This window comes from Spirosoma gilvum, assembly GCF_054776815.1.
In genome coordinates, this window is record NZ_BAAHBH010000014.1 from 84,634 (window position 1) to 109,897 (window position 25,264).

14 protein-coding genes are annotated in these 25,264 nt (G+C 49.5%); all 14 read left to right on the forward strand.

Features of this window, described 5'->3' with window-relative positions:
* Positions 1–192: 192 nt before the first annotated feature.
* The 14 genes from ACYVFD_RS29875 to ACYVFD_RS29940 all read left to right on the forward strand — a co-directional run bounded on the left by ACYVFD_RS29875 (position 193) and on the right by ACYVFD_RS29940 (position 25,238).
* On the forward strand, positions 193–2,964 hold the full coding sequence (locus tag ACYVFD_RS29875; RefSeq protein WP_461094241.1) for a PQQ-dependent sugar dehydrogenase: 2,772 nt from the start codon (positions 193–195) through the stop codon (positions 2,962–2,964).
* 295 nt (positions 2,965–3,259) lie between these two features.
* Positions 3,260–3,742 (forward strand): response regulator, encoded by a 483-nt coding sequence (locus tag ACYVFD_RS29880; protein WP_461094243.1) that lies wholly within the window; start codon positions 3,260–3,262, stop codon positions 3,740–3,742.
* Between the two features lie 190 nt (positions 3,743–3,932).
* Positions 3,933–4,355, forward strand: coding sequence for a response regulator (locus ACYVFD_RS29885; RefSeq protein ID WP_461094245.1), 423 nt, complete (start codon positions 3,933–3,935; stop codon positions 4,353–4,355).
* Positions 4,356–4,755: 400 nt separating this feature from the next.
* Positions 4,756–5,430, forward strand: a complete 675-nt coding sequence (locus ACYVFD_RS29890) for an RNA polymerase sigma-70 factor (protein ID WP_461094246.1) — start codon at positions 4,756–4,758, stop codon at positions 5,428–5,430.
* A 39-nt stretch (positions 5,431–5,469) separates the two neighbouring features.
* A complete protein-coding gene (locus tag ACYVFD_RS29895; protein WP_461094248.1) occupies positions 5,470–6,558 on the forward strand; it encodes a FecR family protein in 1,089 nt (362 codons plus the stop codon).
* A gap of 113 nt (positions 6,559–6,671) precedes the next feature.
* Positions 6,672–10,013 (forward strand): TonB-dependent receptor, encoded by a 3,342-nt coding sequence (locus ACYVFD_RS29900; protein ID WP_461094250.1) that lies wholly within the window; start codon positions 6,672–6,674, stop codon positions 10,011–10,013.
* A gap of 27 nt (positions 10,014–10,040) precedes the next feature.
* Complete coding sequence (locus tag ACYVFD_RS29905) at positions 10,041–11,912, forward strand: RagB/SusD family nutrient uptake outer membrane protein (RefSeq protein ID WP_461094252.1); 1,872 nt, start codon at positions 10,041–10,043, stop codon at positions 11,910–11,912.
* Between the two features lie 64 nt (positions 11,913–11,976).
* Entirely contained in the window at positions 11,977–13,383 is a 1,407-nt protein-coding gene (locus tag ACYVFD_RS29910) for a 3-keto-disaccharide hydrolase (protein ID WP_461094254.1), read from the forward strand.
* 93 nt (positions 13,384–13,476) lie between these two features.
* Entirely contained in the window at positions 13,477–15,177 is a 1,701-nt protein-coding gene (locus ACYVFD_RS29915; protein WP_461094256.1) for a hypothetical protein, read from the forward strand.
* Between the two features lie 13 nt (positions 15,178–15,190).
* Complete coding sequence (locus ACYVFD_RS29920; RefSeq protein ID WP_461094258.1) at positions 15,191–17,527, forward strand: GH92 family glycosyl hydrolase; 2,337 nt, start codon at positions 15,191–15,193, stop codon at positions 17,525–17,527.
* 190 nt (positions 17,528–17,717) lie between these two features.
* Entirely contained in the window at positions 17,718–19,307 is a 1,590-nt protein-coding gene (locus ACYVFD_RS29925; RefSeq protein ID WP_461094260.1) for an arylsulfatase, read from the forward strand.
* Positions 19,308–19,327: 20 nt separating this feature from the next.
* The gene (locus ACYVFD_RS29930) at positions 19,328–20,842 is read left to right on the forward strand and encodes an alpha/beta hydrolase-fold protein (RefSeq protein ID WP_461094262.1); all 1,515 of its coding nucleotides are present in this window, start codon (positions 19,328–19,330) and stop codon (positions 20,840–20,842) included.
* Positions 20,843–20,968: 126 nt separating this feature from the next.
* Positions 20,969–22,975 (forward strand): NPCBM/NEW2 domain-containing protein, encoded by a 2,007-nt coding sequence (locus ACYVFD_RS29935; RefSeq protein ID WP_461094264.1) that lies wholly within the window; start codon positions 20,969–20,971, stop codon positions 22,973–22,975.
* A gap of 13 nt (positions 22,976–22,988) precedes the next feature.
* A complete protein-coding gene (locus ACYVFD_RS29940; protein WP_461094266.1) occupies positions 22,989–25,238 on the forward strand; it encodes a DUF7133 domain-containing protein in 2,250 nt (749 codons plus the stop codon).
* Positions 25,239–25,264: the final 26 nt, after the last annotated feature.

A 25,264-nucleotide genomic window follows, 5' to 3' on the forward strand; every position in this document is an offset into this window, starting at 1 on the left:
TAGGAAGGTAAAGCCATTGTTCATACAACCGCAAATCACCTATCTCCCGCAGAACGAATAAGCAAGGAGCTTGTCTCTAAAATCAATTTTGTAATAGTTTAAGAAAATCCATAAAAAAAGTGATTCATTGTGTAAATAATACACATAAAAACTAGTAGTATTGTATCGATAGAACGCAGAAATTTTATACGGATGAACTCATTTCGTTTACCTCGTCAGTCGTACCGACCCGCTTTGCTGCTCTCCGGGCTGGCTATGGGCCTTTGGTCTTACTCGGCCAGACCTGTTCTGGATTCCGGTGATAGACCGGAAGAAAATCGCTTCACGAAAGTTGTGCTGGCCGAAAAGCTCAACGAACCCCTCGAAATGACGATCCTGCCCGATGAGCGGGTATTGCTCGTCGAACGGCATGGTGCTGTGCGGATTTACTCGCCAACCACCAGGCAGCTCAAAACGATTACGACTATTCCGGTCAGTACCAAATACAAAGACAAGGAAGGGGCTGAGACGGAAGCTGAGGATGGACTGCTGGGCGTCAACATCGACCCCAACTTTGCCCAAAACCACTGGGTTTATCTGTATTATTCTGATCCGGGCGCATCGCGAAACATACTGACACGCTACGAGCTGAGGGGCGACGAACTGGTTTCCTCCTCGAAAAAAGTAATGCTCGAAGTACCGGTTCAGCGTGAACAATGCTGCCATACGGGCGGCTCCATCGACTGGGACCGGGCGGGAAATCTTTACCTATCTACCGGCGATAACACCAGCCCCCGCGCTACGCTGTATGCCCCCATCGATGAGCGCGAAGGTCGCGGACCTTGGGATGCTCAGAAATCGTCGGGCAACACGAATGATCTGCGTGGCAAAATCTTACGGATTCACCCGGAAGCCGACGGTTCCTACACCATTCCCGACGGAAACCTGTTCCCGAAAGGCACGCCCAAAACCCGCCCTGAAATCTATACGATGGGCCACCGCAACCCCTACCGGATTTCGGTGGATAAACACACTGGCTACCTGTATTGGGGCGATGTTGGCCCGGATGCCGGAGCAGATTCCGCAGGGGTTGGTCCAACGGCTGAAGATGAATACAACCAGGCGCGTAAGCCCGGAAATTTTGGCTGGCCTTATTTCGTTGGCGACAACAAGGCGTATAATGATGTCGATTTTGCCACGGGTAAAAAAGGCGAGAAATTCAATCCGGCCCACCCCATAAACAACTCCCCTAACAATACAGGGTTGAACGATCTGCCACCGGCCCAACCGGCCATGATTTTTTACCCGGCTGCTGAAACCAAGAAGTTCCCGGTAATGGGCACGGGGGGGCGCAGTGCGATGGCTGGACCAACCTACTACAAAGAAGATTTCAAAAACGCTAAGCGCCCCTTTCCCGACTATTACAACGGTAAGGTATTCCTTTTCGAGTGGATGCGCGATATGATCCTATCCGTCAGTTTCAACGACAAAGGCGACATGACCAATGTCGAACGGTTTTTGCCCAACATGGCGTTTAGCCACCCCATCGATATGGCCTTTGGTCCGAATGGCGATTTATATGTGTTGGAATACGGAACGGGATGGTTTGTTCAGAACGACGATTCGCGGCTGGTACGGATTGAGTACAACGCAGGAAACCGAAAACCAATGGTTCAGGCGAAAGCCAGTCAGACAGCCGGAGCCGTACCAATGAAAGTCGCTTTCTCTTCGGAGAGCACGAAAGATTATGATAACGATGCGCTGACGTATCAGTGGAAAATTTATTCAAAAGCGGGTGGTCAACCGACCGTGCTGGATGGACCTAATCCTTCGTTCACGTTTCAGAAACCGGGCCAGTACAAAGCCATACTGACCGTTAAGGACGACAAAGGCCTGGCCGATTCGCGGGAGGTGGCCCTTGTGGCGGGTAACCAGCCGCCGGTCGTTACGCTCGATCTGGTTCGAGGCAACAAAAGCTTTTATTTTCCCGGTGAACCGATTGCCTATCAGGTAGCCGTCAGCGATAAAGAGGATGGGAGCCTGTCGGCGGGTAAAATTCAGCCCAAACAGGTCATGGTTCGGGCTACTTATCAGGACGAAGGAGCGCCTTCTGCGAATGAAGCCGCCGGGCACAAGTTCTCGGAAGCGACGTACTTGGGTGCTGGCAAAACGCTGATGGACAAAAGTGATTGCAAGTCCTGCCATTTTGTCGATAAAAAATCCGTTGGTCCAGCCTTTGTCGACGTGGCCAGGCGGTACAAAGGCGATGCCAACGCAGTGGCCAGCCTGTCGAACAAGATCATCAAAGGCGGTGGTGGTGTTTGGGGGGATGCCATCATGACCGCCCACCCGCAACTCAGTACGCCGGATGCGAGCGAGATTGTCAAGTACATTCTGACCTTATCCGATAAACCGACGGCTGTGCCTCTGCTGCCAACCAAAGGCACCGTTACCCCCAACAAAGACCAGAAAGGCAATCTGGTGCTGCAGGCATCTTACAAAGACAAAGGCGCTAACGGACTGCCCGCTCAATCGGCAGAGCAAATAGTGCTGCTACGCAATCCGCTGTTGGCAATGGGCGTTAGCGACAGTCAGTCGAAAGGGACGATGATCTACAAAATGGGGCAGATGCCGCTGGTTATCGTTCTGGCGTCGGATACATACGTGCAGTTTAAGCAGCTCGACCTGACGGGTATAAAGGCTATGGAATTTTCGGTGGCCGCTCCCAAGCAGGGATTGAATGCAGTGGGTGGACGAATTGAGGTGCGTATGGATTCGCCAACGGGGCAACTGCTCGGGCAAACGGAAGACGTACTGCCATCAACAACAGAAGCCAAGAGCGTGGCAGATGCCTTCAAACCCAGTATGGTCAAAGCGACGATTTCGCCCGTGAGCGGTATGCACGATTTGTACTTCGTTTTCAAGAATGAAAAAGCGGGAAAACTGCCCCTGTTTGTTCCCGTTACCGTTCAACTGTTTAATTAAACCCTACTCGTTTCAACGATTCATGGTCAAATGCTATCGATAGGCCAGCCAGAACAGCCGTAACGTTGGACCCATGCCGATTTCGTATTCAGCCTCAGGGCTATAGGGTAACTTCCGGTCTACTTTATGGTTCTGAGGCTTAGCTATTGTAGAGCCCAACACTCACTGATCGATCAGGTATCACTGGCCCAATCGCTCGTAAGGTTCAAAAGCTCAAGCCCTAACATGGTGACAAAAAATGATAACCAATTTATTGCTCCTGCAGTTACCTTGTTATCACCATGTTAGACTACCTATGAATCTTAACCAGGGCCAACTTCACCTCACTACCAATTTTAATAATGCTAAAATATTAGTGATTGAAGACAATGACGAACATTGGGGGCTGATCCAGCAAGCCCTTAAATACTCTCTGAGTGAAGTGACATCGCAGCATATAGGCAGCGCAGAGGATACACTGATCCAGATTACTCAATGGAGCACTCAGGAATGGGAGTTACCTAAATTGATCATCCTGGATCTATACTTGCCTACTCGCGAGGATGGGCTAGGTCTGCTTCAACAGATTAAAGCAATGGAGCCCGCCATTAGCTCTATTCCTGTGGTTATGTTCAGCTTTTCAGGCGCTCGCATCGACATCCAGGCTTCCTATCAGGCAGGCGCGGCTGCCTACATGATCAAACCTTTACATAGCGAAAGTTGGTTGACGGTTTTTGCCCATTTGCGTCAATATTGGTGGGAAACGGTGCATTTACCCAATGTCAATTACAAAATATAAACCAGTAAACAGTCGGTATAAGGTGAAGAACACCCGCTAGAGAAGAGTTGAAGGGATAGCTTCACCTCTAAGAAGTTGTTACGAAAAATAAAAGACATCGTACATAACAAGCTTAATCTGGCAAGGAATCTAATATTTTTTTTACTTTTGTTTATTACATTTTCGCCATTCATTAAACAAAATCGTAGTCATGCTTACTCATCCATCATTCGAGGTGTTAGTTGTGGAAGATGACCGACCAACGTTTGACCTGTTACAGCGGCTTGCTGAGCGGCTATTTCCAGAGGCCACCTTTGTCTGTTCGCCATCGCTCAGCGGAACCATCGATTATTTGAATACCAATCCCGGTAAACGTCCAAGACTTATTCTGTTAGACATCGACCTGCATTCGACGGCCGATGGATTAACCATGTTGCCGGAACTGCGTACACGTTTTAAAGGCCAGGTCCCCATCATCATGCTGACTGTATCAGAAAGGCAGGAACATGTCCGGCAGTCATATACGATGGGCGCGACTGCCTATACAACCAAACCGACTAGTTTAGAGGGCTGGAAAGCCTACATTGACACCTTAAAGTCGTATTGGTACGAAACGAATGCATTACCTTCCTAACTCATCCTGCCCATTCTTCGTCTGGCACAAAGCCGAACTAACTAGTCTATATTAGCAGACGAGTTCTCTTCTCCTTACCTTCACAAGGAGCCATCTGATTAGTTTACACGCTTCTTTACACAAAAAAGCGCCCTGAACTGGGCACTGAAGGACTTCTGAAAAATATTATTTCTGCGAGTGTGGGGTAAAATAATAAAACTTTGTCTTAGAATTAGAATATTTCTTTAGAGGTATTCACGCTTTTCGCCATCGTAGCTGATCTCGTACGCTGAATTGTCAGACCTGAAAAATCACTTTCAGGTTCCTGGCGAGGTCTATGGAGGCTTCCTGTATGCAGCCCATAAACATGGGCTTCTTACTAACAACCGTATTCACTACTTAGCCATAACCCACAGATCCAATGATAGAGGCTGCACACGAAAGTGATGACTTTTCTGCAGAAAAGAAGCTCTTTCAGGCTCCAACGGATTCAGCGCAGACGAAGATTGTTTCGGATGAGTATTTTATAAAGCGTTGTTTTGAACAGTCGCCCAAAGAAGGTTTTGAGTTGCTGTTTCGTAAGTACTATACCAATCTCTGCAACCATGCTATCCGCTTCGTTTATTCGAAAGAATTAGCCGAAGATATTGTAGCTGAGGTATTTACAAACTTCTGGAACAATAAAGTATACGAGCAGATAACGCAATCTTACCGAGCCTATCTATACATAGCCGTCAGAAACCGGGCGCACAATTGCCTGAAAATCGAGCTAAATCGGCATGTTGCTCTGGAAAGCAGCCCCATTGATTTTCAGGATTTTAACAACACGACCGTCTTAAGACCGGACGAAATCACCCAGTTTCATGAACTAAGCCAGAAGCTCGATGCGGCCATTCAACGATTGCCGCAACAGGCAAAAAAAGCCTTTCAGTTGAATCGGCTGGAGGGGAAAAAATACGCTGAAGTTGCCAATGAAATGGGCTTAACCGTGAGCGCTGTAGAACGACTCATCAGCCGGGCGTTGGCCAAAATTAGAGAGGAGCTTACATCAGACTATATACTATCTATTTTTCTACTGTATTTTATTCAATACTAAGTACATCAGTAATAAAGCCATTTTAAGCAAGCAACAGCAATGAACTCATCCTTAACAAAAAAAATACTGTTCGATTATTTTGACGGAAAAAGCTCTTCCATTCAACGAAAAATGGTCGAAGAATGGCTCGAAATTCCACAAAATAATGAACTGTATTATCAATTTTTGGACGAATGGGAGCAGCAGCATCCACAATATGGTTTTGATGTTGAAACTGGACTCAGAAAAGTATATCAGCACATCAATAATCCACCATCCGAAATTGCTTTTTCAGATACGCCTACTAAAGAAATCAAATTTTTCTTTATTGGGAAATGGGCTGCTGCCGCTATGCTCATTCTAGTTGCTGGCTGGATTGCCTGGTATCAATTGTTAAAACCCGCGCCTATTACGTATGATAAGCTCGTAAAAAATACCAGAAAATTAACAGGAGAAATTTATGAAAAAGAAAATCTGACCTTAAAACCAATTTTAATCAATTTGCCCGACAAAAGCTCTGTCGTTTTACAGCCTAACAGTAAAATTAGTTATTCACCCAGGCAGTTTAATAAAACAAAGCGGGAAGTAATTTTATCCGGAGAAGCTTTTTTTGAAGTTCAGAAAAATCCAGAAAAACCTTTCTTTGTCTATGCGAATGAATTGATTACAAAAGTATTAGGTACCAGCTTTCTGGTCAAAAGTCGGCAGGGTAATGCCGATATGGAAGTTATTGTTAAGACTGGGAAAGTAGCTGTTTTTTTACAACACGATCAGGATAAAGCGAACAAGATAATGAATCGTAGCCTAACCGGGCTAGTACTAAGAGCCAATGAAAAAGTAAATGTACATGGCGCTGATTTTACGATCGATCGCCCTGCGCCCATAACACAACAACAACTAAAATTACCCATTCAAAAGCTTACGTTTAATTTCGACGATACACCTGCCATTGACGTATTTACTGAACTGGAAAAAGCTTACGGCGTCGATATTGTTTTTGATCGACAAAAGTTCGCCAATTGTAAGCTAACAGCTCATCTGTCCGACGAGCCATTGCTTGAAAAACTTGAACTGATTTGTATCGCGCTGGAAGCTACCTATAAAGAGGTAGATACGAAGCTGATCCTTACCACCAAAGGATGCCCCTGATAAACCCAAAAACCAATTATTTTTTTAGCCCGTCCTACTGTACATACCTTGTAAAAAACTAAGTTTTTTCTGTCAGAAATTCCCCTGTTCCTAATCAAACCTATACCAAACTTATGAAGAATTATGTACGCATTTTTAGGGTGCCTCCTAAAGCGCTTCGGCTCGTATTGACCCAACTTTTTCTGTCGTTGGTTTTCTTTAGCATGTCAGTAGCACATGATGGCTATGGACAGGAATTGTTGAATAAACGGATAAGTCTGAAAGTCGCCAATCAACCTGTAAAAAAGGTCCTTAGCGAAATCGAAAAATCAGCCGAAATTCGATTTATTTATAGCTCAAGCCTGATTCGGTCAGAACGGAAAATAACCCTCAGTCTGGATAACACGACGCTGGGAGTTATTTTAGAAAATGTGTTAAAGCCCCTTCAACTGGATTACAAAGTGCTGGGCAAACAGATCGTATTGAATCGGGCCGAACCCAAAACCGGATTCATCGAACCGCAACCCACATCGCAATTAATTGCCGGTCCGGCCGAAATACCCGTAAAAGGGAGCGTTAAGGATGAAAAAGGCGAACCCATCGTCGGGGCCAGTGTCATCATCAAAGGGTTAACGCGCGGAACGACCACTGATGCCGACGGAAAATTTTCACTTTCCGTTGCGGATAAAAATGCGGAGTTAATCATCAGCTTTATTGGCTATGAAACGCAAAGTCTCCCCGTTGGCAACCGGACGCTTTTCGATATTGTGCTGAAAGCCGATTTAAAACAACTCGATGAGATTGTGGTAGTAGGTTATGGCGAAATCAAAAAAACGGATTTAACGGGCGCCGTAGCGTCGATTCAATCGAAAGACATCGTTCGGGCCAACCCGGTTGTAGCCGCTCGGGCCATTCAGGGGCAGGTAGCCGGTGCCACCGTAACCAAGTCGAGTAATAAGCCGGGAGCTGGCTATAGCATTACCATTCGGGGTGAAAATACGATCAACAACTCAACCGAGCCATTGGTGGTCATCGACGGACTGATCGGGGGCGACCTGAACAACCTCAATCCAAACGACATTCAGTCGATGGATGTCCTGAAAGATGCCTCATCGACCGCAATTTACGGGGCTCGAGGGGCTAATGGAGTCGTAATTGTCACCACAAAAAAGGGCTTGTCGGGTAAGCCGCGGGTAAGTTACGACAGCTACATTGGCATAAAAACGCCCGCGCATATCCCTCGCTTAATGAATGCGCAGGAATTTTATAAAGCGACCTATACCGACCGCGTGCTGGAAGGAGCAACGGGGGCAACCTTTACCGCTGCCGAACTGGATAATATCAAAAGCGGACGAACGACCGATTGGGTGGACTTGATTACACACGCGGCTGTTCAGACAAGCCAGAACCTGAGTGTATCGGGCGGTAATGAAAAAACAACCTATCGGTTCTCGGGCGGCTATCTGAACGAAAACGGCAATGTGCTGTACACGGGGTATAAACGCTATAATCTGAACGCCGGTCTGGATAGTAAGCTGGGTGAACGGGTTAAGGTAGGCTTCACCTCGTACCTGACCTACAGCAATCAGGATGTGGGCTCTCAGGAGTCGTTGCGGGGCGCATACCGCGCCCGTCCGACCGGAACCGTTTATTTCTCGGACCTGGCCAACCCGTCCGAAAATTCAGATTTCAACATCGACGGGTATGCTTACTGGATGGGTATCAACGACAAGCAGGTGCCTAATCCACTGGTCGATGTGGAACCAGCCAATTCCAAATTGCAAACGACAGTGATGAATGCCCTGGGCAATGCCTATGCCGAAGTGGCTATCGTAAAAGGACTAACCTTTCGGACGTCGCTGTCGGCATCCTACAGTGCTACCAAAATTGGGGATTTCCGGGGACAATGGTCAAAATCGCAGATCGGTACCAAACCCAGAGCGCAATACGACAATCGCACCATGGGCAACTATACCCTCGACAACATTGTCAATTACAACCTCGACATGGGCAAGCATAAGCTGACCGTAACGGGCTTGCAAAGTGCATTTTATCAGCGTAATGAAACCTACACCATTGCGGCCAAAGACCTGCCCTACGTATCCGATTGGTACGCTTTATCGACTGGTACAGTTACGTCGTATGCCAGTTCGCTTACCGAACGGTCGCTGCTGTCGTTCATGGGGCGGATCAACTATACCTTCAACGACAAGTATTTGTTGACTGTTACGGGGCGTTCGGATGGCGCTTCGCAGCTGGCCGAAGGGAACAAATGGGCATTTTTTCCATCGGTTGCGCTGGCCTGGCGGATGGGTGATGAGCCATTTATCAGCAACCTCAACGTGTTCTCGAACCTGAAAATGCGGGTGAGCTATGGACAGGTGGGTAACTCGACGGTGGCTCCTTATAGTACCCAGGCAGGTCTGATCAATACAGGTTATGATTTTGATGGCACGGCGGCTTATGGCTTTGCCCCAGCCAATCTGGCCAATAAAGATCTCAGATGGGAGCGCAGTAAAGAATTCAACCTGGGTATCGACTTTGGTTTCTTTAAAAACCGGATTGCTGCTTCGCTGGAATTGTACCACCGCAAAACGGTCGACCTGATTCTGAACCAGAAAATCCCAACCGTAACGGGCTTCAATCAGGTAGTTACCAACGTAGGGGTGATCGAGAATAAAGGCATTGAGCTGACACTCAATACGGTAAACGTCAGCAAGCAGAACTTCAGCTGGAACAGCACGTTTGCCTTCACCCTGAACCGGAATAAATTGCTGTCGCTCTATGGCGAAGGACAAACGGTCGACAAGGGTAATAAACTCTTCGTGGGCTACCCAATCAAATCCAATTTCGATTACCAGTTTGCGGGGATCTGGCAAACGGCTGATAAAGATCTGGCTCAGAAATACAAGCAGGAGCCGGGTTCGGTGCGGGTCGTCGATCAAAACAACGATGGCCAGATTTCATCGACCGATGCTATCGACGACCGGGTTATCCTAGGTACCCAACTACCTAACTGGATTTTGGGCGTTACGAACCGATTCAAATACAGAAATTTCGATTTTTCGTTCTTCACGTATTATCGAAACGGGGTTCAGTACAACAACAGTACGTTGTCGGGAACGTTCGGCGAAATGAACAACACCCGGTACAATAAACTGGCATCGCTCGATTACTGGCGTAGTGATAATCCCTCGAATACGTATTTCGGCGTTGTAGCGGCCAATCCGTATCGGAGTGCCATCAACTATCAGGATGCCAGTTTCTTGCGGATTTCGGATATAACGCTGGGCTTTACCCTGCCCAGAAGCTTACTCGATAGCTGGAAAATTGCCAATGCCCGAATCTATACGCAGGTTCTGAACCCAATCGTCGTGACCAAGTTCACGGGTTTTGACCCCGAATTCAATTCGGCCATCTATCAGGATGATGTACCATCGGCGGTCTATACACTAGGCGTAAACTTCAGCTTCTAACCTTGTACCTAATCTCCGAACAGAGCGATGAAATCATTAATCAATAAACGGTTTACGTCTTTCGCCCTTGCCCTGATGTGTACAATTCTGGCAGGTTGCAAAGAAGATTTTCTGGACGAAAAGCCCGTAACCACCCTAACCACCGACGTATATTATGCCACGGAAGCGGGCTTCGAAGATTTAGTCCGGGCTTGCTATCCCTTACTCCGAAATATCCATCAGGCCCGTACACTGGTCCTGAATGGCACCGACATTTTTTCACAGTCGGGCTTCAATGACCCTAAGTTTGCCACTTTATCGACCAGCCCATTGGAGCATTACGATGTTCGGCTGAATGCGAGCCTGGCGGATCTACAAACCCTCTGGACATTGCTCTATGCCGAGATCGCCCGGACCAATACGGTGATGAGCCGTGCCGCCGGGATTACGACGATGGCGCAGGCAACCAAAGATGCCCGCATTGGCGAGGTTAAGTTTCTGCGGGCGTTATGTTATTTCTACCTGGTTCAGCAATGGGGCGATGTACCGATGCCGTTAACCGAACAAACAAGCGCCAGTAAAGAGGCCAAACGGGTTGCACCGGCCGATATCTACAAACAGATTCTCGATGATCTGCTCGATGCCGAATCCAAACTGCCCGTAACTGCATCGAACTACGGACGAGCCACGAAAGGAGCCGCTCAGTTTTTGCTCGCTCGTGTGTACCTGACCCGTGGCTGGAACTTCAAAAGTGCGCTGGGTGGAACAGCGGCCGATTTTGATCTGGCGCTTCAATATGCCGACAAAATCATCGACGCCTACCCACTGGCCGCTACCTATAGCGCGTTGTTTCCGACGCATTCCGAAAATCCACTGAAGCAGTATACGGGTGCGCAGACTGACAAAAATGCCGAGATCGTCTTTGCCGTACAGTACAATACGGATGTTCTGACCAACAAAACCGATCCCTCCTTTACGCAGGATGCCGCTGGGGGCAGTAACCTCCACTCTGTATTTGGTGGTAGTGGTGAAGGCTATCCAGGCACCAAAGGCCGGACATCCGATTACAACCGTCATCAGCCGTTCCACGTGACCAATCCCGCTGCGTACCGACTGTTCGATCCTGATAACGACTCGCGCTATGACTGGAATTTTGTCGAAGTGGGGTATGCTTTACAGGCTGTTGCCGGATTTAAACCCCTCCCGACGACCAACGCAAACCTCAAAATCGACATCAAAGCGGGTGATACGGTGGTGTATTTCCGGCCCTGGAATAAACCCGCTCTTACCCTGGCCGAACGGGGCATCGATTATGGCGGTAAAAAGAACTATTCGGTCGTCAATCTGGAAGAGTACGGCGGTGGCTATGGCTTTATCAATGGCAGTGCGGTCAACGTGAGCGGTTTCCCCGGCGATTATCCGATGATGTGGAAATTCTGGCAACCGGGTATTCCGTACGGTGACGCGTATGGTACGCTCAACGAAATCGTCTTCCGGTCGGCCGAAGCCTATTTGATTGCGGCCGAAGCGATTGTGAAAGGCGCTAAAAATGGGAAGCTGGGAACGGCCGATGTGTACTACAACAAAGTATTGGATCGGGCGCTAACCAAGAAAGGAACCGACCCCCAATGTGCGAAAGCTCCGGAAAACATCAAATCGCTGGAAACGGTCTCGTACCGGGCTACACCGGCCAACATCAGTATCGACCTGATTCTGGACGAACGCGCTCGCGAACTGATGGGCGAGTATAACCGCTGGTTCGACCTGAAACGCACGGGCAAACTGGTTGAACGGGTCAAAAAATACAATCCCTGGGCGGCCAAAAGTGCCTCTATTAGCGATAAACACTATCTGCGGCCCATTCCACAGAGCGAAATCGACTTGTCGTACCCACCAATGACCCAGAACGAAGGGTATTAAGGAATTGAGTGAATTAGTGATTGAGCGAACTTTACAATGAACTGCTCAACCGCTAATTCACTCAATGAAAAACGTTAGCTTCCCTTTTATGCAGATTATGCAGAAGACCTTCCTCTTATTCTTCCTATCGTTATTGGCTACCATACCCGCCATTGGTCAGGCTAAATGGAAAGACTTATTCAACGGCTCCGATTTGAAAGGCTGGGTCAAACGCAATGGCAATGCCGACTACAAGATCGTTGATAAGGCTATTGTCGGTGTTTCGCAACTGAATACGCCCAATACCTTCCTCTGTACCGAAGAAACCTACGGTGATTTTGTGCTGGAAATGGACGTAAAAGTCGAACCCGGCTTGAACTCCGGTATTCAGATCCGAAGCCTGAGCGAACCAAACAAGAATAACGGGCGCGTTCATGGGTACCAGATCGAAATTGACCCCGGCAATCGGGCCTGGAGCGGTGGTGTTTACGACGAAGCTCGTAGTGGCTGGCTGTATCCGCTATCGATCAACCCGAAAGGGCAAACGGCCTTCAAAAACGGGCAGTGGAACAAATACCATATCGAAGCCATTGGCCCGCATCTCAAGACCTGGATCAACGGCATCCCTTGCGCTGATGTCTGGGACAGTCAAACAGCACGAGGGTTCATTGCCCTTCAGGTACATCAGATCAAGCGGGAAGCCCAAAACGGCCTGACGGTTCAGTGGCGTAACATCCGCATTGCTACCGAAAACCTGCCGAGCGTTGTCTGGAAGGGTAACGATGACATTCAGGAGGTGAGTTATCTGCCAAATCAGTTGACGGAACGCGAAAAAAAGCTTGGTTGGAAACTCCTATGGGACGGCAAAACATCGACCGGCTGGAAGATGGCCAATGCCGATAAGTTCCCAACGGCAGGCTGGGCTATGCAGGATGGCGTACTGAAGGTTTTGGGGTCGAAGAAAGACAGTGCCCGTAAAGGTGGCGACATTGAAACGGTTGGAGAGTTCGCCAATTTTGAACTGGAGCTTGACTTCAAACTGACAACCGGAGCCAACAGTGGAGTGAAATATTTCGTGGTCGATGATCCAAAAAAACGGCCCGGTACCGGCGCAGGACCGGAATTTCAGATTCTGGATGACAAAGTACACCCCGATGCCAAAGAAGGTGTCAATGGCAACCGCACAACCGCATCGCTTTACGATCTTATAACCGCTGAAAATCTCTCGGAAGGTGGCACTGACAAACGCATGAGACCACCCGGCCAATGGAACAGGTTACGCATTGTGGCAAAAGGCGGCCACGTTGAGCACTGGCTTAATAACCTCAAAATGGTGGAGTATGACCGGCATTCGCAGATCTTTCGTAATCTGGTTGCCAAAAGTAAATACAACACCTATCCGAATTTTGCACAGGCCCCTGCCGGACATATTCTATTTCAGGATCACGGCGATGAGGTGCAGTTTCGGAGTATCAAGATCAGAGAGTTATGAACGTTTCTGTCATCCCGACGAAGGAGGGATCTCATGGTAATTGATGATTGAGATCCCTCCTTCGTCGGGATGACAGAAAAAAGACAGTGTTTCATGAAACGAAGACATTTTATAAATCTCGGCGCAAGTACCTTTGCCATCTTTCCCATGCTGGGTTTTAAAGGCTTTGTTCGGGCAAATCCTGCCAAACCTGCCTGGCTCCTCGACTGGATTCGGATCAATGACCAGCAACTGGCAAACTACAAACCGCTCAAGGTCACGGACTCTACCAATCGGTTTGTGGGTGGGTACATTAACGATTCCGAAATGCCGAACCCACACACAACCAGTGGCTTTCTGATGAAGGCCAGCATGTTGTTTGCGACCTCTGAATCGGCTCATTATCAATCGAAAGAAATCCTACAGGAAATCGAAGCCGCAGCCCGAGCCTTATTGAACATGCAGCATGACGACGGCACCATCGACTTACTGGATACCAATTTTCATTCGACGCCCGACACCGCCTTTGTGCTGGAGAATATTGTGCCGACCTATAAGTTTCTGAAACCTTTCAAGGGTACAGAAAAGGCAACCGAAACGATTAAAACATTTCTCACAAAAGCTGGAAATGCACTCAGTGTGGGCGGTATTCACACACCCAATCACCGCTGGGTCGTTTCGGCAGCCCTGACCAAACTGAACGAGTTATTTCCCGATCCGCGCTATACCAACCGCATCAATCAGTGGCTGGCCGAACACATCGATCTCGATTCGGATGGTCAGTTCAACGAAAAAAGTACGAATACCTATTCGCCCATTGTCGACCGGTCATTGATTATTATGGCGCGGGGGCTAAACAAACCCGAACTGTTTGAGCCCGTCCGCCGAAACCTGATGATGACGCTCTACTACGTACATCCCAATGGCGAAGTCGTAACGGAGGCCTCTAATCGGCAGGACAAAGGCACTATTGGCAACATGTCGCGGTACTACTATTGCTACCGTTATATGGCTCTACATGACAACAACGGCGAAATGGCGGCTATGTGCCGACTCATCGAACAGACCACACCAAAGGAGCAACTGGCCGGATACCTCGATTATTTCCTGGAAGATCCAACCCTCTGGAAAGAACTACCCGCCAGCAAACCCATGCCAACCAGCTACGCCAAAGCCTTTCCGTATTCGGGCGTAGTACGCATCCGGCGCGGCAACTGGGATAGTACCCTACTCTCCAACAATGCCACCTGGCTCACCTTTCATAAAGGCGCTGCGGTATTGCAGAGTATGCGGGTAGCGGCTTCATTCTTCGGGAAAGGGCAGTTTCAGACCGAAAAAATTGAGCAGGAGGGGGCTAGCTGGGTTATGCGCCGAACATTAGATGGCCCGTACTTTCAACCGCACACGTCGGATAAGATCGACCCCGAAGGTGATTGGGATAAAATGCCAAGAGCCGGTCGGCAGCAAAGCGAAGTACAGAAACTCGAAACGGTAGTGAAAGTAACAGAGGTAGCCAATGGTCTCGACATCGAAGTTAATTTGACTGGCACCGATGGTGTCCCAGTGGCGCTGGAATTGATTTTCCGGCCTGGAGGAACCCTGTCGGGCGTAGCCAAGTATCCTAAGCGCGAAAACGCGTACCTGCTTTCAGGCAATTCGGGTTCCTATACCGTTGGCACCGACACGATCCAGTTTGGCCCAGGCAAAGTTGAGCATAAGGGCGTTCAACTGCGGGGCGCCTTACCCGCTATGGATGCGCCAACGGTTTATCTGACGGGGTACACACCCTTTACTCACCGACTTACGCTGCGTTGAAACATTGAGGACTATGCCTAAATCCTTATCGTACCTGTTCTTTCTTCTGAGCAGCATTGCCCTACCCAGTAAGGCGCAGAAGTTAGTGAAACAGCCCGTCGATCTGGTGAATCCGATTGTCGATGCGGCCAACTCGCGCTGGTTCTTTTTCAATTCGGCCAGTCGCCCATTTGGGATGGTTAACCTGAGCCCCGACAACGCCGTAAACGCTGACTGGGGTGCAGGCTATAGGTATCACCTCGACAGCATTAAATGCTTTAGTCACATTCACGGCTGGCAGTTATCGGGTGTACCGGTACTACCCATGACCGGGCCATTTAAGGGGCATCTAGGAGCAGAACAATATGGTTCTAGATTTTCGCACCAGAAAGAGGTGATCAAAGCGGGTTATCACAAAGTGGTGCTGGATGCGTATAATATCACCGCTGAACTGACGTCGACCACTCGCGTCGGTTTTCATAAATATACCTTTCCGGCCTCCGATCAAAGCCATGTCCTGTTCGACTTTGCTACGTTTCTGGGACCATCCGATACGCAGAAAGGCTTCGTAAAAAAGGTAAGCAATCAGGAGATTGAAGGCTACGCCATTATGGCTCCGACTGTCCGTCGGCCGAAAATTCTGCCCGTTTACTTCGTGGCCGTTTTCGACAAGCCGTTCGACTCGTTCAAGGGTTGGCGAAACGGCAAACTCGAGCCTGTGAATGATCAGATCGAAGGCGAACGCATCGGTGCGTATGTGAGCTTCAGGACCAAAGTGGGCGAGGTGCGGAAGATGAAAGTGGCCATTTCGTACGTCAGCGAAGAGCAGGCCCGACTGAACCTGAAAACCGAATTACCCCACTGGGATTTTGACAAAACCGTACAGGACAGCCGTACCGACTGGAATAACTGGCTCAGTCGTATTGAGGTAGAAGGCGGTTCCGACACCGTCCGCAGCCGCTTTTACACCGATCTCTGGCATGCCCTGCAAGGCCGTCGGATCATCTCGGATGTCAATGGCAAATATTCCGATATGACCGGGCCTGAACGTCGCATTCGCCAGATTCCACTGGATGCCAATGGCAAGCCTAAATTCAACCATCATAACTCCGACTCGTTTTGGGGAGCGCAGTGGACCATCAATACGCTTTGGCATCTGGTTTACCCGGAGGTGACCGAATCGTTTGTCAATTCGATGGTGATGATGTATCAGGATGGCGGGCTTATTCCTCGTGGCCCAGCGGGCGGCAATTATACCTATGTGATGACCGGGGCTTCGACTACGCCGTTTATTGTGAGCGCCTATTTGAAAGGAATTCGAGGCTTCGACATCGAAAAAGCTTATGAGGGACTGCGTAAGAATCACTTCCCCGGCGGCATGATGAGTAAGGCCGGTTATGAGCACAACACGTTCAAAGGGGGCGGTATCGAATACTATATGGAGCGCGGTTATGTACCGCATCCGCTCAGCCAAACCCGCTACGGCTTCCATCAGGACGGTTCCACGCAAACGCTAGAATACGCCTATCAGGACTATACGCTGGCACAGATGGCCCAGAAATTGGGCAAAACCGATGACTACAGCCTGTTTATGAAGCGGTCGGAGAACTACAAAAATAGCTGGAATCCCGACATCGGCTGGATGTGGAACCGAACACTGGATGGCAAATGGGCCGAACCCGTCGATATTCTGCGCTACGATAATGGCTGGGAAGAAGGCAATGCGGCTCAGTACACGTGGTTCGTACCGCACGATGTGCCGGGGTTGATTAAGCTAATGGGCGGCAAAGAAGCCTTTACGGCCAAACTGAACAGTTCCTTTGAAAAGGCGCAGCAGCACGACTTTGTCTCGGGAAAATCGCATGATAAAGAAACCCAGGAACAGTATCGCCGGGTATTTCTCAACTACGGCAATCAGCCTAGCATTCAAACGGCGCACCTCTTTAACTACGCCGGTTCACCCTGGCTGACCCAATACTGGACCCGACAAATCATCGATAAGGTGTACAGCGGTATCTCGCCCGACGCAGGCTACAGTGGCGACGAAGATCAGGGACTCATGGGCAGTCTGGCGGTCTTGCTGAAAACGGGCATTTTCTCAACCAACGGCGGTACCTCGCCTGAGCCGTTTTATGAAATCAGTAGTCCAATTTTCAACAAGATTACCTTCAAACTCAACCCGAAATACTATAAAGGAGGTCAGTTTGTGATTGAAGCTATTAACAACTCGGCCCAAAACCTGTACATCCAGTCGGCTCAATTGAACGGCAAACCACTGAACAGCCCGTGGGTCAAGCACGAAACGATAGTAAACGGTGGGAAACTGCAACTAACGATGGGGCCGCAGCCGAATAAAGCATGGGGGAATTGACCTCACCTCACCCCTAGCCCCTCTCCTGGTTTCAGGAGAGGGAGTACTTACCAGGCCGCTTTGTTACTCTGTCAGAACGCTGTAAAATACCCAACAAAAAGTTTGTTCAACAAACACAAAGTGGGCATTCTTGTCTCCCCTCTCCTGAAATCAGGAGAGGGGTTGGGGGTGAGGTAAAAGCACCAAAAACATGAAACGTATTTTTAAGAACCAACTCACGCTCTTTGGGCTTTTAGTTATCAGCGAAATAACTAGTGGTTTAATATCGTTCCAACCCCCGAACGTTGATCCCCAACGTCCCAACATCCTATTCATCCTGGCCGACGATATGGGGTTTTCGGATATTAGCTGTTATGGCGGAGAGGTCAGTACACCTAACATCGATCAACTGGCGGCCAACGGCATCAAACTGCGTAGTTTTTATAACAATGCCCGTTGCTGCCCCACCCGCGCATCCTTATTGACAGGCCAATACCCACATACGGCCGGCATGGGGCAAATGGTGACCATGCCCAACGCTCCGATTCAGCCGGGTAGTTATCAGGGCTTTCTGGACGATCATTATCCAACCATTGCCGAGCGACTAAAACCGGCTGGCTATAGTACCTATATGGTGGGGAAGTGGCATGTGGGCGAGCGTCGACAGCATTGGCCTTTAAAACGCGGCTTCGACCGCTATTTCGGATTGATTTCCGGGGCGTCGAGCTATTACGAGATCATTCCCGCCGAAAAAGGGAAGCGGTTTATCGTGGAAGATGATAAGGAGTTTACCCCACCTACCGACGGCTTTTACATGACCGACGCCTTTACTGACCACGCCATACAATACCTCAACGAGCAGAAGCAAAACCGACCTGATAAGCCATTTTTTCTGTATGCAGCCTATACGGCTCCGCATTTCCCACTTCATGCCTATGAGGCTGACATTGCGAAATATGAAAAGCTGTATGCCCAGGGCTGGGATGTAATTCGGGCCAACCGCTACCAACGGATGCAAAAGCTGGGTTATGCGGACAAGCGTTACCCGCTGACCCCACGTTCGGCCGACATTGCTGACTGGAATACGGCAACTGACAAAGCTCAGTGGGTTCGTAAAATGGCCGTGTATGCAGCTATGATCGACCGGATGGATCAGAACATTGGCCGACTTATCAATACGCTGAAAGCTAATGGGCAGTACGACAACACCCTGATTGTATTTATGTCGGACAATGGTAGCTCGAACGAGAATGTAGAAGGCCGAAAACTCAACGACCCCACCAAAAAGATTGGCGAAAAAGGTTCGTACGTCACCTACGACACACCCTGGGCAAACGTTTCCAACGCGCCATTTCGTAAGTACAAGCGCTTCGTGCATGAGGGTGGTATGATTACGCCCTGTATCCTGCAATGGCCACGCGGCATTCGCCACCAGACCGGTTTTGTCGAGGGTATTGGACATGTTATGGATTTGATGCCTACCAGCCTCGAATTGGCCGGTCTGACTCCCAACGACCTGCCCGGCAAAAGTTTGACATACCTCTGGGGTACAAATAAGGCAATTTCACGTACCTACTGTTGGGAGCACGAAGGCAACAAAGCGATTCGCAAAGCCGACTGGAAGCTGGAGAAAGACACGGAAGATGCCGATTGGGAACTCTATAACCTGAAAACTGACCCCTGCGAGATGACTAATCTGGCTCAACAAAAACCACAACTCGTAGCCGACTTACGAACCGAATACGATGCCTGGGCTCAGAAAGTAGGTGTTCGTGAACGGCCAGTCGGAAAGAGTGAATAAGCGATTAACCCACCTTAGCCATGAACACTAAACAGATACTCTTTTTGCTGCTGGTCGGCTGGTTAGTTCACATCGGTGTAAATGCGCAAACTCCGGTTGCCTGGAACATCAGCGTTTCGGTGGCTCCGGCTCTTCGGCAATCGTTCCTGAAAGGTGGGCGGTTGCTCTTGCACGTGACCAAACAGAAGGAGCGCGAACCCCGCAGCCGTTCGGAAATTACGGTGGGTATCAGTCCCCAAAACTGGGATGGTAAAACCGCCTTTCTGATGGATACGCAGGCTAAAGAAGCGCTGTCGGTCGGGCTGGATAAACTGGGCGACAACCCATCGGGGATGTTTTATTTTCAGGTGGTGTACAAACAGAATCCCGACGACGGGCAGGAAAACGTACCGGGTAATCTCTACAGCACGATCGACTCAATCCAGTTTTCAACCAATGCCAGACTGAGCCTTACACTCAATACCCTGATTCCACCCTGGACCATTGTCAGCAACAAATTTGTTAAAACAGTTGAACTGAAAAGCCAGCTTCTGTCGGCGTTTTGGGGACGACCGCGTTCCCTGAAAGCTTCCGTTCTGCTGCCTTCAGGCTATTTCGACAACCCCGGCAAAACCTACCCCATCTGTTACCGGATTCCAGGTCTGAACGGTCGCTATACGGCAGTGAATACCGTGCTGGGCAACAAAGAGTTTGCCGATTGGTGGTTTACGCCAACGGCCCCGCAGGTCATTTACGTTTTTCTGGATTCGCAGGGGCCGTATGGCGATACCTACCAGATCGATTCAGAAAATAACGGCCCCTGCGGCCGGGCTTTGACGGAAGAATTGATTCCTGAAATAGAACGGCAGGTCGGCTACAAACCGGCGTCAAAAATGCGTTTCCTGACGGGCAATTCGACCGGCGGCTGGGTGTCGCTGGGCTTACAGGTCTTTTATCCTGATTTTTTTGATGGCACTTGGTCCTACAGTCCCGACCCGGTCGATTTTGAGCATTACGGTCTCATCAATATTTACGAAGATAAAACCATTTTCTACAACCGCTTTGGCTATCTACAACCCGGTCGCCGGACGGTTTACGGGGAGCCGACGTTCTCGATGAAAGACTGGATTGCGGGCGAAAACGTAGCCAGCCGTACTGGAAATTACCTTATTTCGGGCGGGCAGTTCGGGGCTTATAACGCCGTTTTCGGACCAAAAGGGAAGGATGGCTTACCCTCGCTGATGTTCGATCCGGTTACCGGCGAAATTGACCATGCCATTGCCAGACAGTGGGAAAAATACGACCTCAAAAAAGTACTCGAAAAAAATTGGGCTACCCTCGGCCCGAAGCTTCAGGGCAAAATCTGGATCTGGATGGGCGATATGGATGGTCTGTATTCCAACGTAGCAACCCGATTCCTGCAAAAATTCCTCGATAAAACCGAAAACCCGAAGTCGGACGCCACCGTCCGGTTTACCGCCATGGCTGGGCATGGACAGGAATGGAGCGATAAAGCCGTACTGACAATGATTGCCAAACGTGTTGCCCATGAATAGCCTGAAGCGGTCGAAACAACTTTTGCTACTCCCTTGGGCTGTGTCTTCACAGACCATTATCAACCGGATGGAATGTGTGATCTGTGAGGACACAGACCAAGGGAGTAAAAAGCTCAAACGAACGGAATGAATACAAAATACATAGTGCTATTTACGTGGTTACTGGCGTTTTCGGTCACCGCCCATGCGCAGCAAACCCGCCCGGTCTGGCTCGATGAACTGGCCATCAAATCCTTTTCGGAGGGTATTCCGGCGGTGTTGGGAAAAGCCAACGCGGCTGGCGATTCCATGCTCATCCATGGGCAGTATTTTACGCATGGTGTGGGTGTCAACTCAACGAGTATTCTGGCCTTTCTGCTCGACGGACATGCTAAAATCTTTAGTGCACAGGTTGGCGTTGACGACAAGGGGCAGAAAAATCTACCTCACGTCTTCTACGTCATCGGCGACCGCAAAATCCTGTTCGAAAGCCGGGAGATGCGCTGGGGAGATGCCGCTCAACCGGTGAACGTAGACCTGACGGGTATCAAACGACTGGGTTTGCTGGTGCGTGTGGCCGATAAGGGCATGACCCGCGTGTATTCCAACTGGGCCAATGCCCAACTAGTGATGCTCGACGACCACCTTCCCAAAAACATTCCGAACAATGACGAGCGGTACATTCTGACCCCTTCGGCTCCCAAAACCCCTCGTATCAACTCGCCCAGCGTTGTCGGCGCAACCCCGAATAATTCGTTTCTGTATATCATTGCCGCTTCGGGCGAACGGCCTATGACCTTTACGGCGAACGGTTTGCCAGCGGGCCTTTCGCTGGACGAGAAAACAGGCATCATTACGGGCAACGTAGCTAAGCAAGGTACCTATGCGGTGAGGTTACAGGCTAGAAACGCACTGGGCGAAGCAACGAAAACCCTAAAAATCAAAATAGGTGATACCATTTCGCTGACCCCGCCCATCGGCTGGAACGGCTGGAATTCCTGGGCACGCAACATCGATCAGGGAAAAGTAATGGCCTCCGCCGATGCGATGGTGAAAATGGGTCTGCGTGATCACGGCTGGACCTATATCAACATTGATGATGCCTGGCAGGGTAAACGGGGAGGACCGCTCAACGCCATTCAACCGAATGAGAAGTTTCCCAGGTTCAAAGACATGGTCGATTACATTCATTCGCTGGGGCTAAAAATCGGTATTTACTCAACGCCTATGATTACCAGTTATGCGGGTTATACGGGTGGGTCGTCGGATTTTGAAGATGGCCACATTACCGACGAGATCATCGCCAATAAGCGGTCGTACCGGTACGTAGGCAAATATCAGTTTGACAAGGCCGACGCCCGGCAGTTTGCCGACTGGGGCATCGACTACCTCAAATACGACTGGCGGATCGACGTTTCGTCGGCCAAGCGGATGTCGGAGGCATTGAAGCAATCGGGGCGCGATATTCACTATAGCATTTCCAATTCAGCTCCGTTCGCCAACGTGAATGACTGGGTTCGGCTCACCAACAGCTACCGCACCGGCCCCGACATCCGCGATAGCTGGAACAGTTTGTTTGTATCGGCCTTTACGCTCGACAAATGGGCACCTTATGGCGGGCCCGGCCACTGGAACGACCCCGATATGATGATCGTCGGCAATGTAACGACCGGCTCCGAGATGCACCCGACCCGCCTGACGCCCGACGAGCAGTATAGTCATGTGAGTTTATTCAGTCTGCTGGCCGCTCCTATGCTGATTGGTTGCCCTATCGAACAGCTCGATCCATTTACCCTGAATCTGCTCACCAACGACGAGGTCATTGCCATCGACCAGGACCCACTCGGAAAATCGGCCCGACTCGTACAGGAAACCGACGGCGTTCAGGTTTGGGCCAAACCGCTGGAAGATGGGTCATATGCAGTAGGGTTGTTCAACGTCGGCGATTTTGGTAAAACACCCCAATCGTATTTCCGCTGGGGCGACGAAACCGCAAAATCGTTCACGTTTGATTTCACAAAGATTGGTCTTAAAGGAAGTTATAAGCTCCGGGACGTTTGGCGACAGCAAGACCTTGGTAACTTTACCGGGACATTCAAAACGGATATTCGACACCATGGTGTTGTGATGTTCCGAATGTCACCGGGAAAATAAAATAAGCACAAACATGGCCCAAAAAAGACCAGTTAAATTAGCTATTACCGCTTTAGTAGTGTTTTCGGCCGTTATGGCAGGATTTCGGATTATCACGTTTGATGGACCTCGCTTTTCGCTCAATGACTATCAGGTGGAAGATGGTTTCAAATTAAGTCTGGCCGCGTCGGAGCCATTGCTGAACGCACCCGTAAGTATGGATTTCGACAATAAAGGCCGGATGTGGGTGGTTGAAATGGTTGGGTACATGCCCAATCTGGAAGGCATCGGTGAGGAAGAACCCAACGGCCGGATCGTCATTCTGGAAGACCAGAACAAAGATGGAGTGGCCGACCGCGCCAAAGTCTTTTTAGACGGCCTCGTACTGCCCAGAGGGTTGGCGCATGTATATGGTGGGCTACTCTACGTGGATGGTCCCAAGCTGTGGTTTGTCGAAATCAATAATGACAAGCCTGGCAAGAAAACCCTTGTCGACCCAGTCTATGCCGAAGGTGGAAATGTTGAACACTCGTCCAACGGCCTGATGATGAACATCGACAACTGGATTTACAATGCCAATTATAACTTTCGGTATCAGCGCAAAAACGGCAAATGGTTGAAAGAACCAACTACCGATCGGGGGCAATGGGGCATTACGAAAGACAATTTTGGGCGGCTCTATTACAACAACAATTCGGTCAACTTACAGGGTGATTATGTGTTGCCCAACAAAGTAATCCGCAACAAATATTTTAAACCAACGCTGGCTGAGCATCAGCGACTGGCCAGCAACCGGGTGTATCCAATCCATCAAACATCCGTCAATCGGGGCTATCAGCCGGGCGTTCTGGACGAAAAAGGGTATTTAAAAGAGGTTACGGCGGCTTGCGGGCCATTGGTGTACCGGGGTGGCACTTTCCCCGAAGCCTATAATCTTAACGCGTTTGTCTGCGTTCCTGAAGCTAACCTGATCAAACGAAACATTCTGGATTTCAAGGGCCTACAAACCGCTGGTCATCAGGCTGTTGATGGGAAAGAATTTATAGCCTCCACCGACGAAGGGTTCCGGCCGGTAAACCTGTTTGCCGGACCCGATGGAGCCATGTATATCGTCGATATGCACCGGGGAATTATTCAGCACAAGGCCTACATTTCGCAGTACCTGACTGAGCAATTGGCGAATAAAAAACTGGATACCTTACAACATGCCGGGCGCATTCTGAAAGTGACCAGTACCACGGCAAAGGCCAATCCGGTCCCCGACTTGTCGAAGGCAACCAGCAACCAGTTAATCGCTTATCTCAGTCATCCCAATGGCTGGTTACGAGATCGTTCGCAGCAACTGCTGATTCAGAAAAAAGACCTTACGGTTGTCAACCAACTGGTGGCACTGGCCAAAGGTAAGAATGAGTTGCTGACGGCTGTTCATGCGCTTTATGTACTCGACGGACTCAATGCCCTGACCTTTGAGCGGTTGAGTAGCATCATTAACGAATCGAAGCAGCCCGAAACCATTGCCCATGCCGTAGGACTTCTGGAGCGGTTTGCCACCAAAGAACGAGTAGCCAGTATGAAGGCGATTTCGACGAACCTGATGGCACAAAACAACGAAACCATCGACCTTTATCTGGCGGCTTCGTTGACTGGCTGGCTCCAACTTTCAGACGTTACATTCATGCCCATTCTATCGCAAATCGAGAAAAAATACCAGACGCAACGCGTTGTTCAGGAGGGCATTACCAGCGCACTCGATGGGAGGGAAGAGCAGTATCTGGCGTCCATGAACCCGACCGACCTACTGAAAAATAACCTGATGCTCACAATCAGTAAGCGTCAGAAAAAAGAAATGAATCCCATTTACGTGGTCGAAAAGAATGAAGTAGATAACCGAACCCGAGGGTTGAAACTATTCCGAAGCATTTGCGCAACCTGCCACGGAGCCGATGGAAAAGGTATTCAGGATTTGGCTCCGCCACTCAAAGGTTCCGAATACATCGATGGCTCCATGAAACGGCTGGCGGCTATCATTCTGCACGGTGTCAGCGGACCCATTCACGTCGATGGGAAATTATATCAACTCAATAATGAAATGCCTGCGCTGCTTAATAACAAAGATATCAGTGACCAGGACATTACCGATATCATCCGATTTACGCAAAACGCCTTTGCCAAACAGGGGAAAGGTATTTCGGCCAATGACGTAAAAAATATGAGAGCCCGTAAACCTGAAGGCACCGGCGTTTTCAATGAGAAGCAACTGCTGGAAACCGATTTTGATAAGTAAGTGGACAACCTCACCCCCGGCCCCTC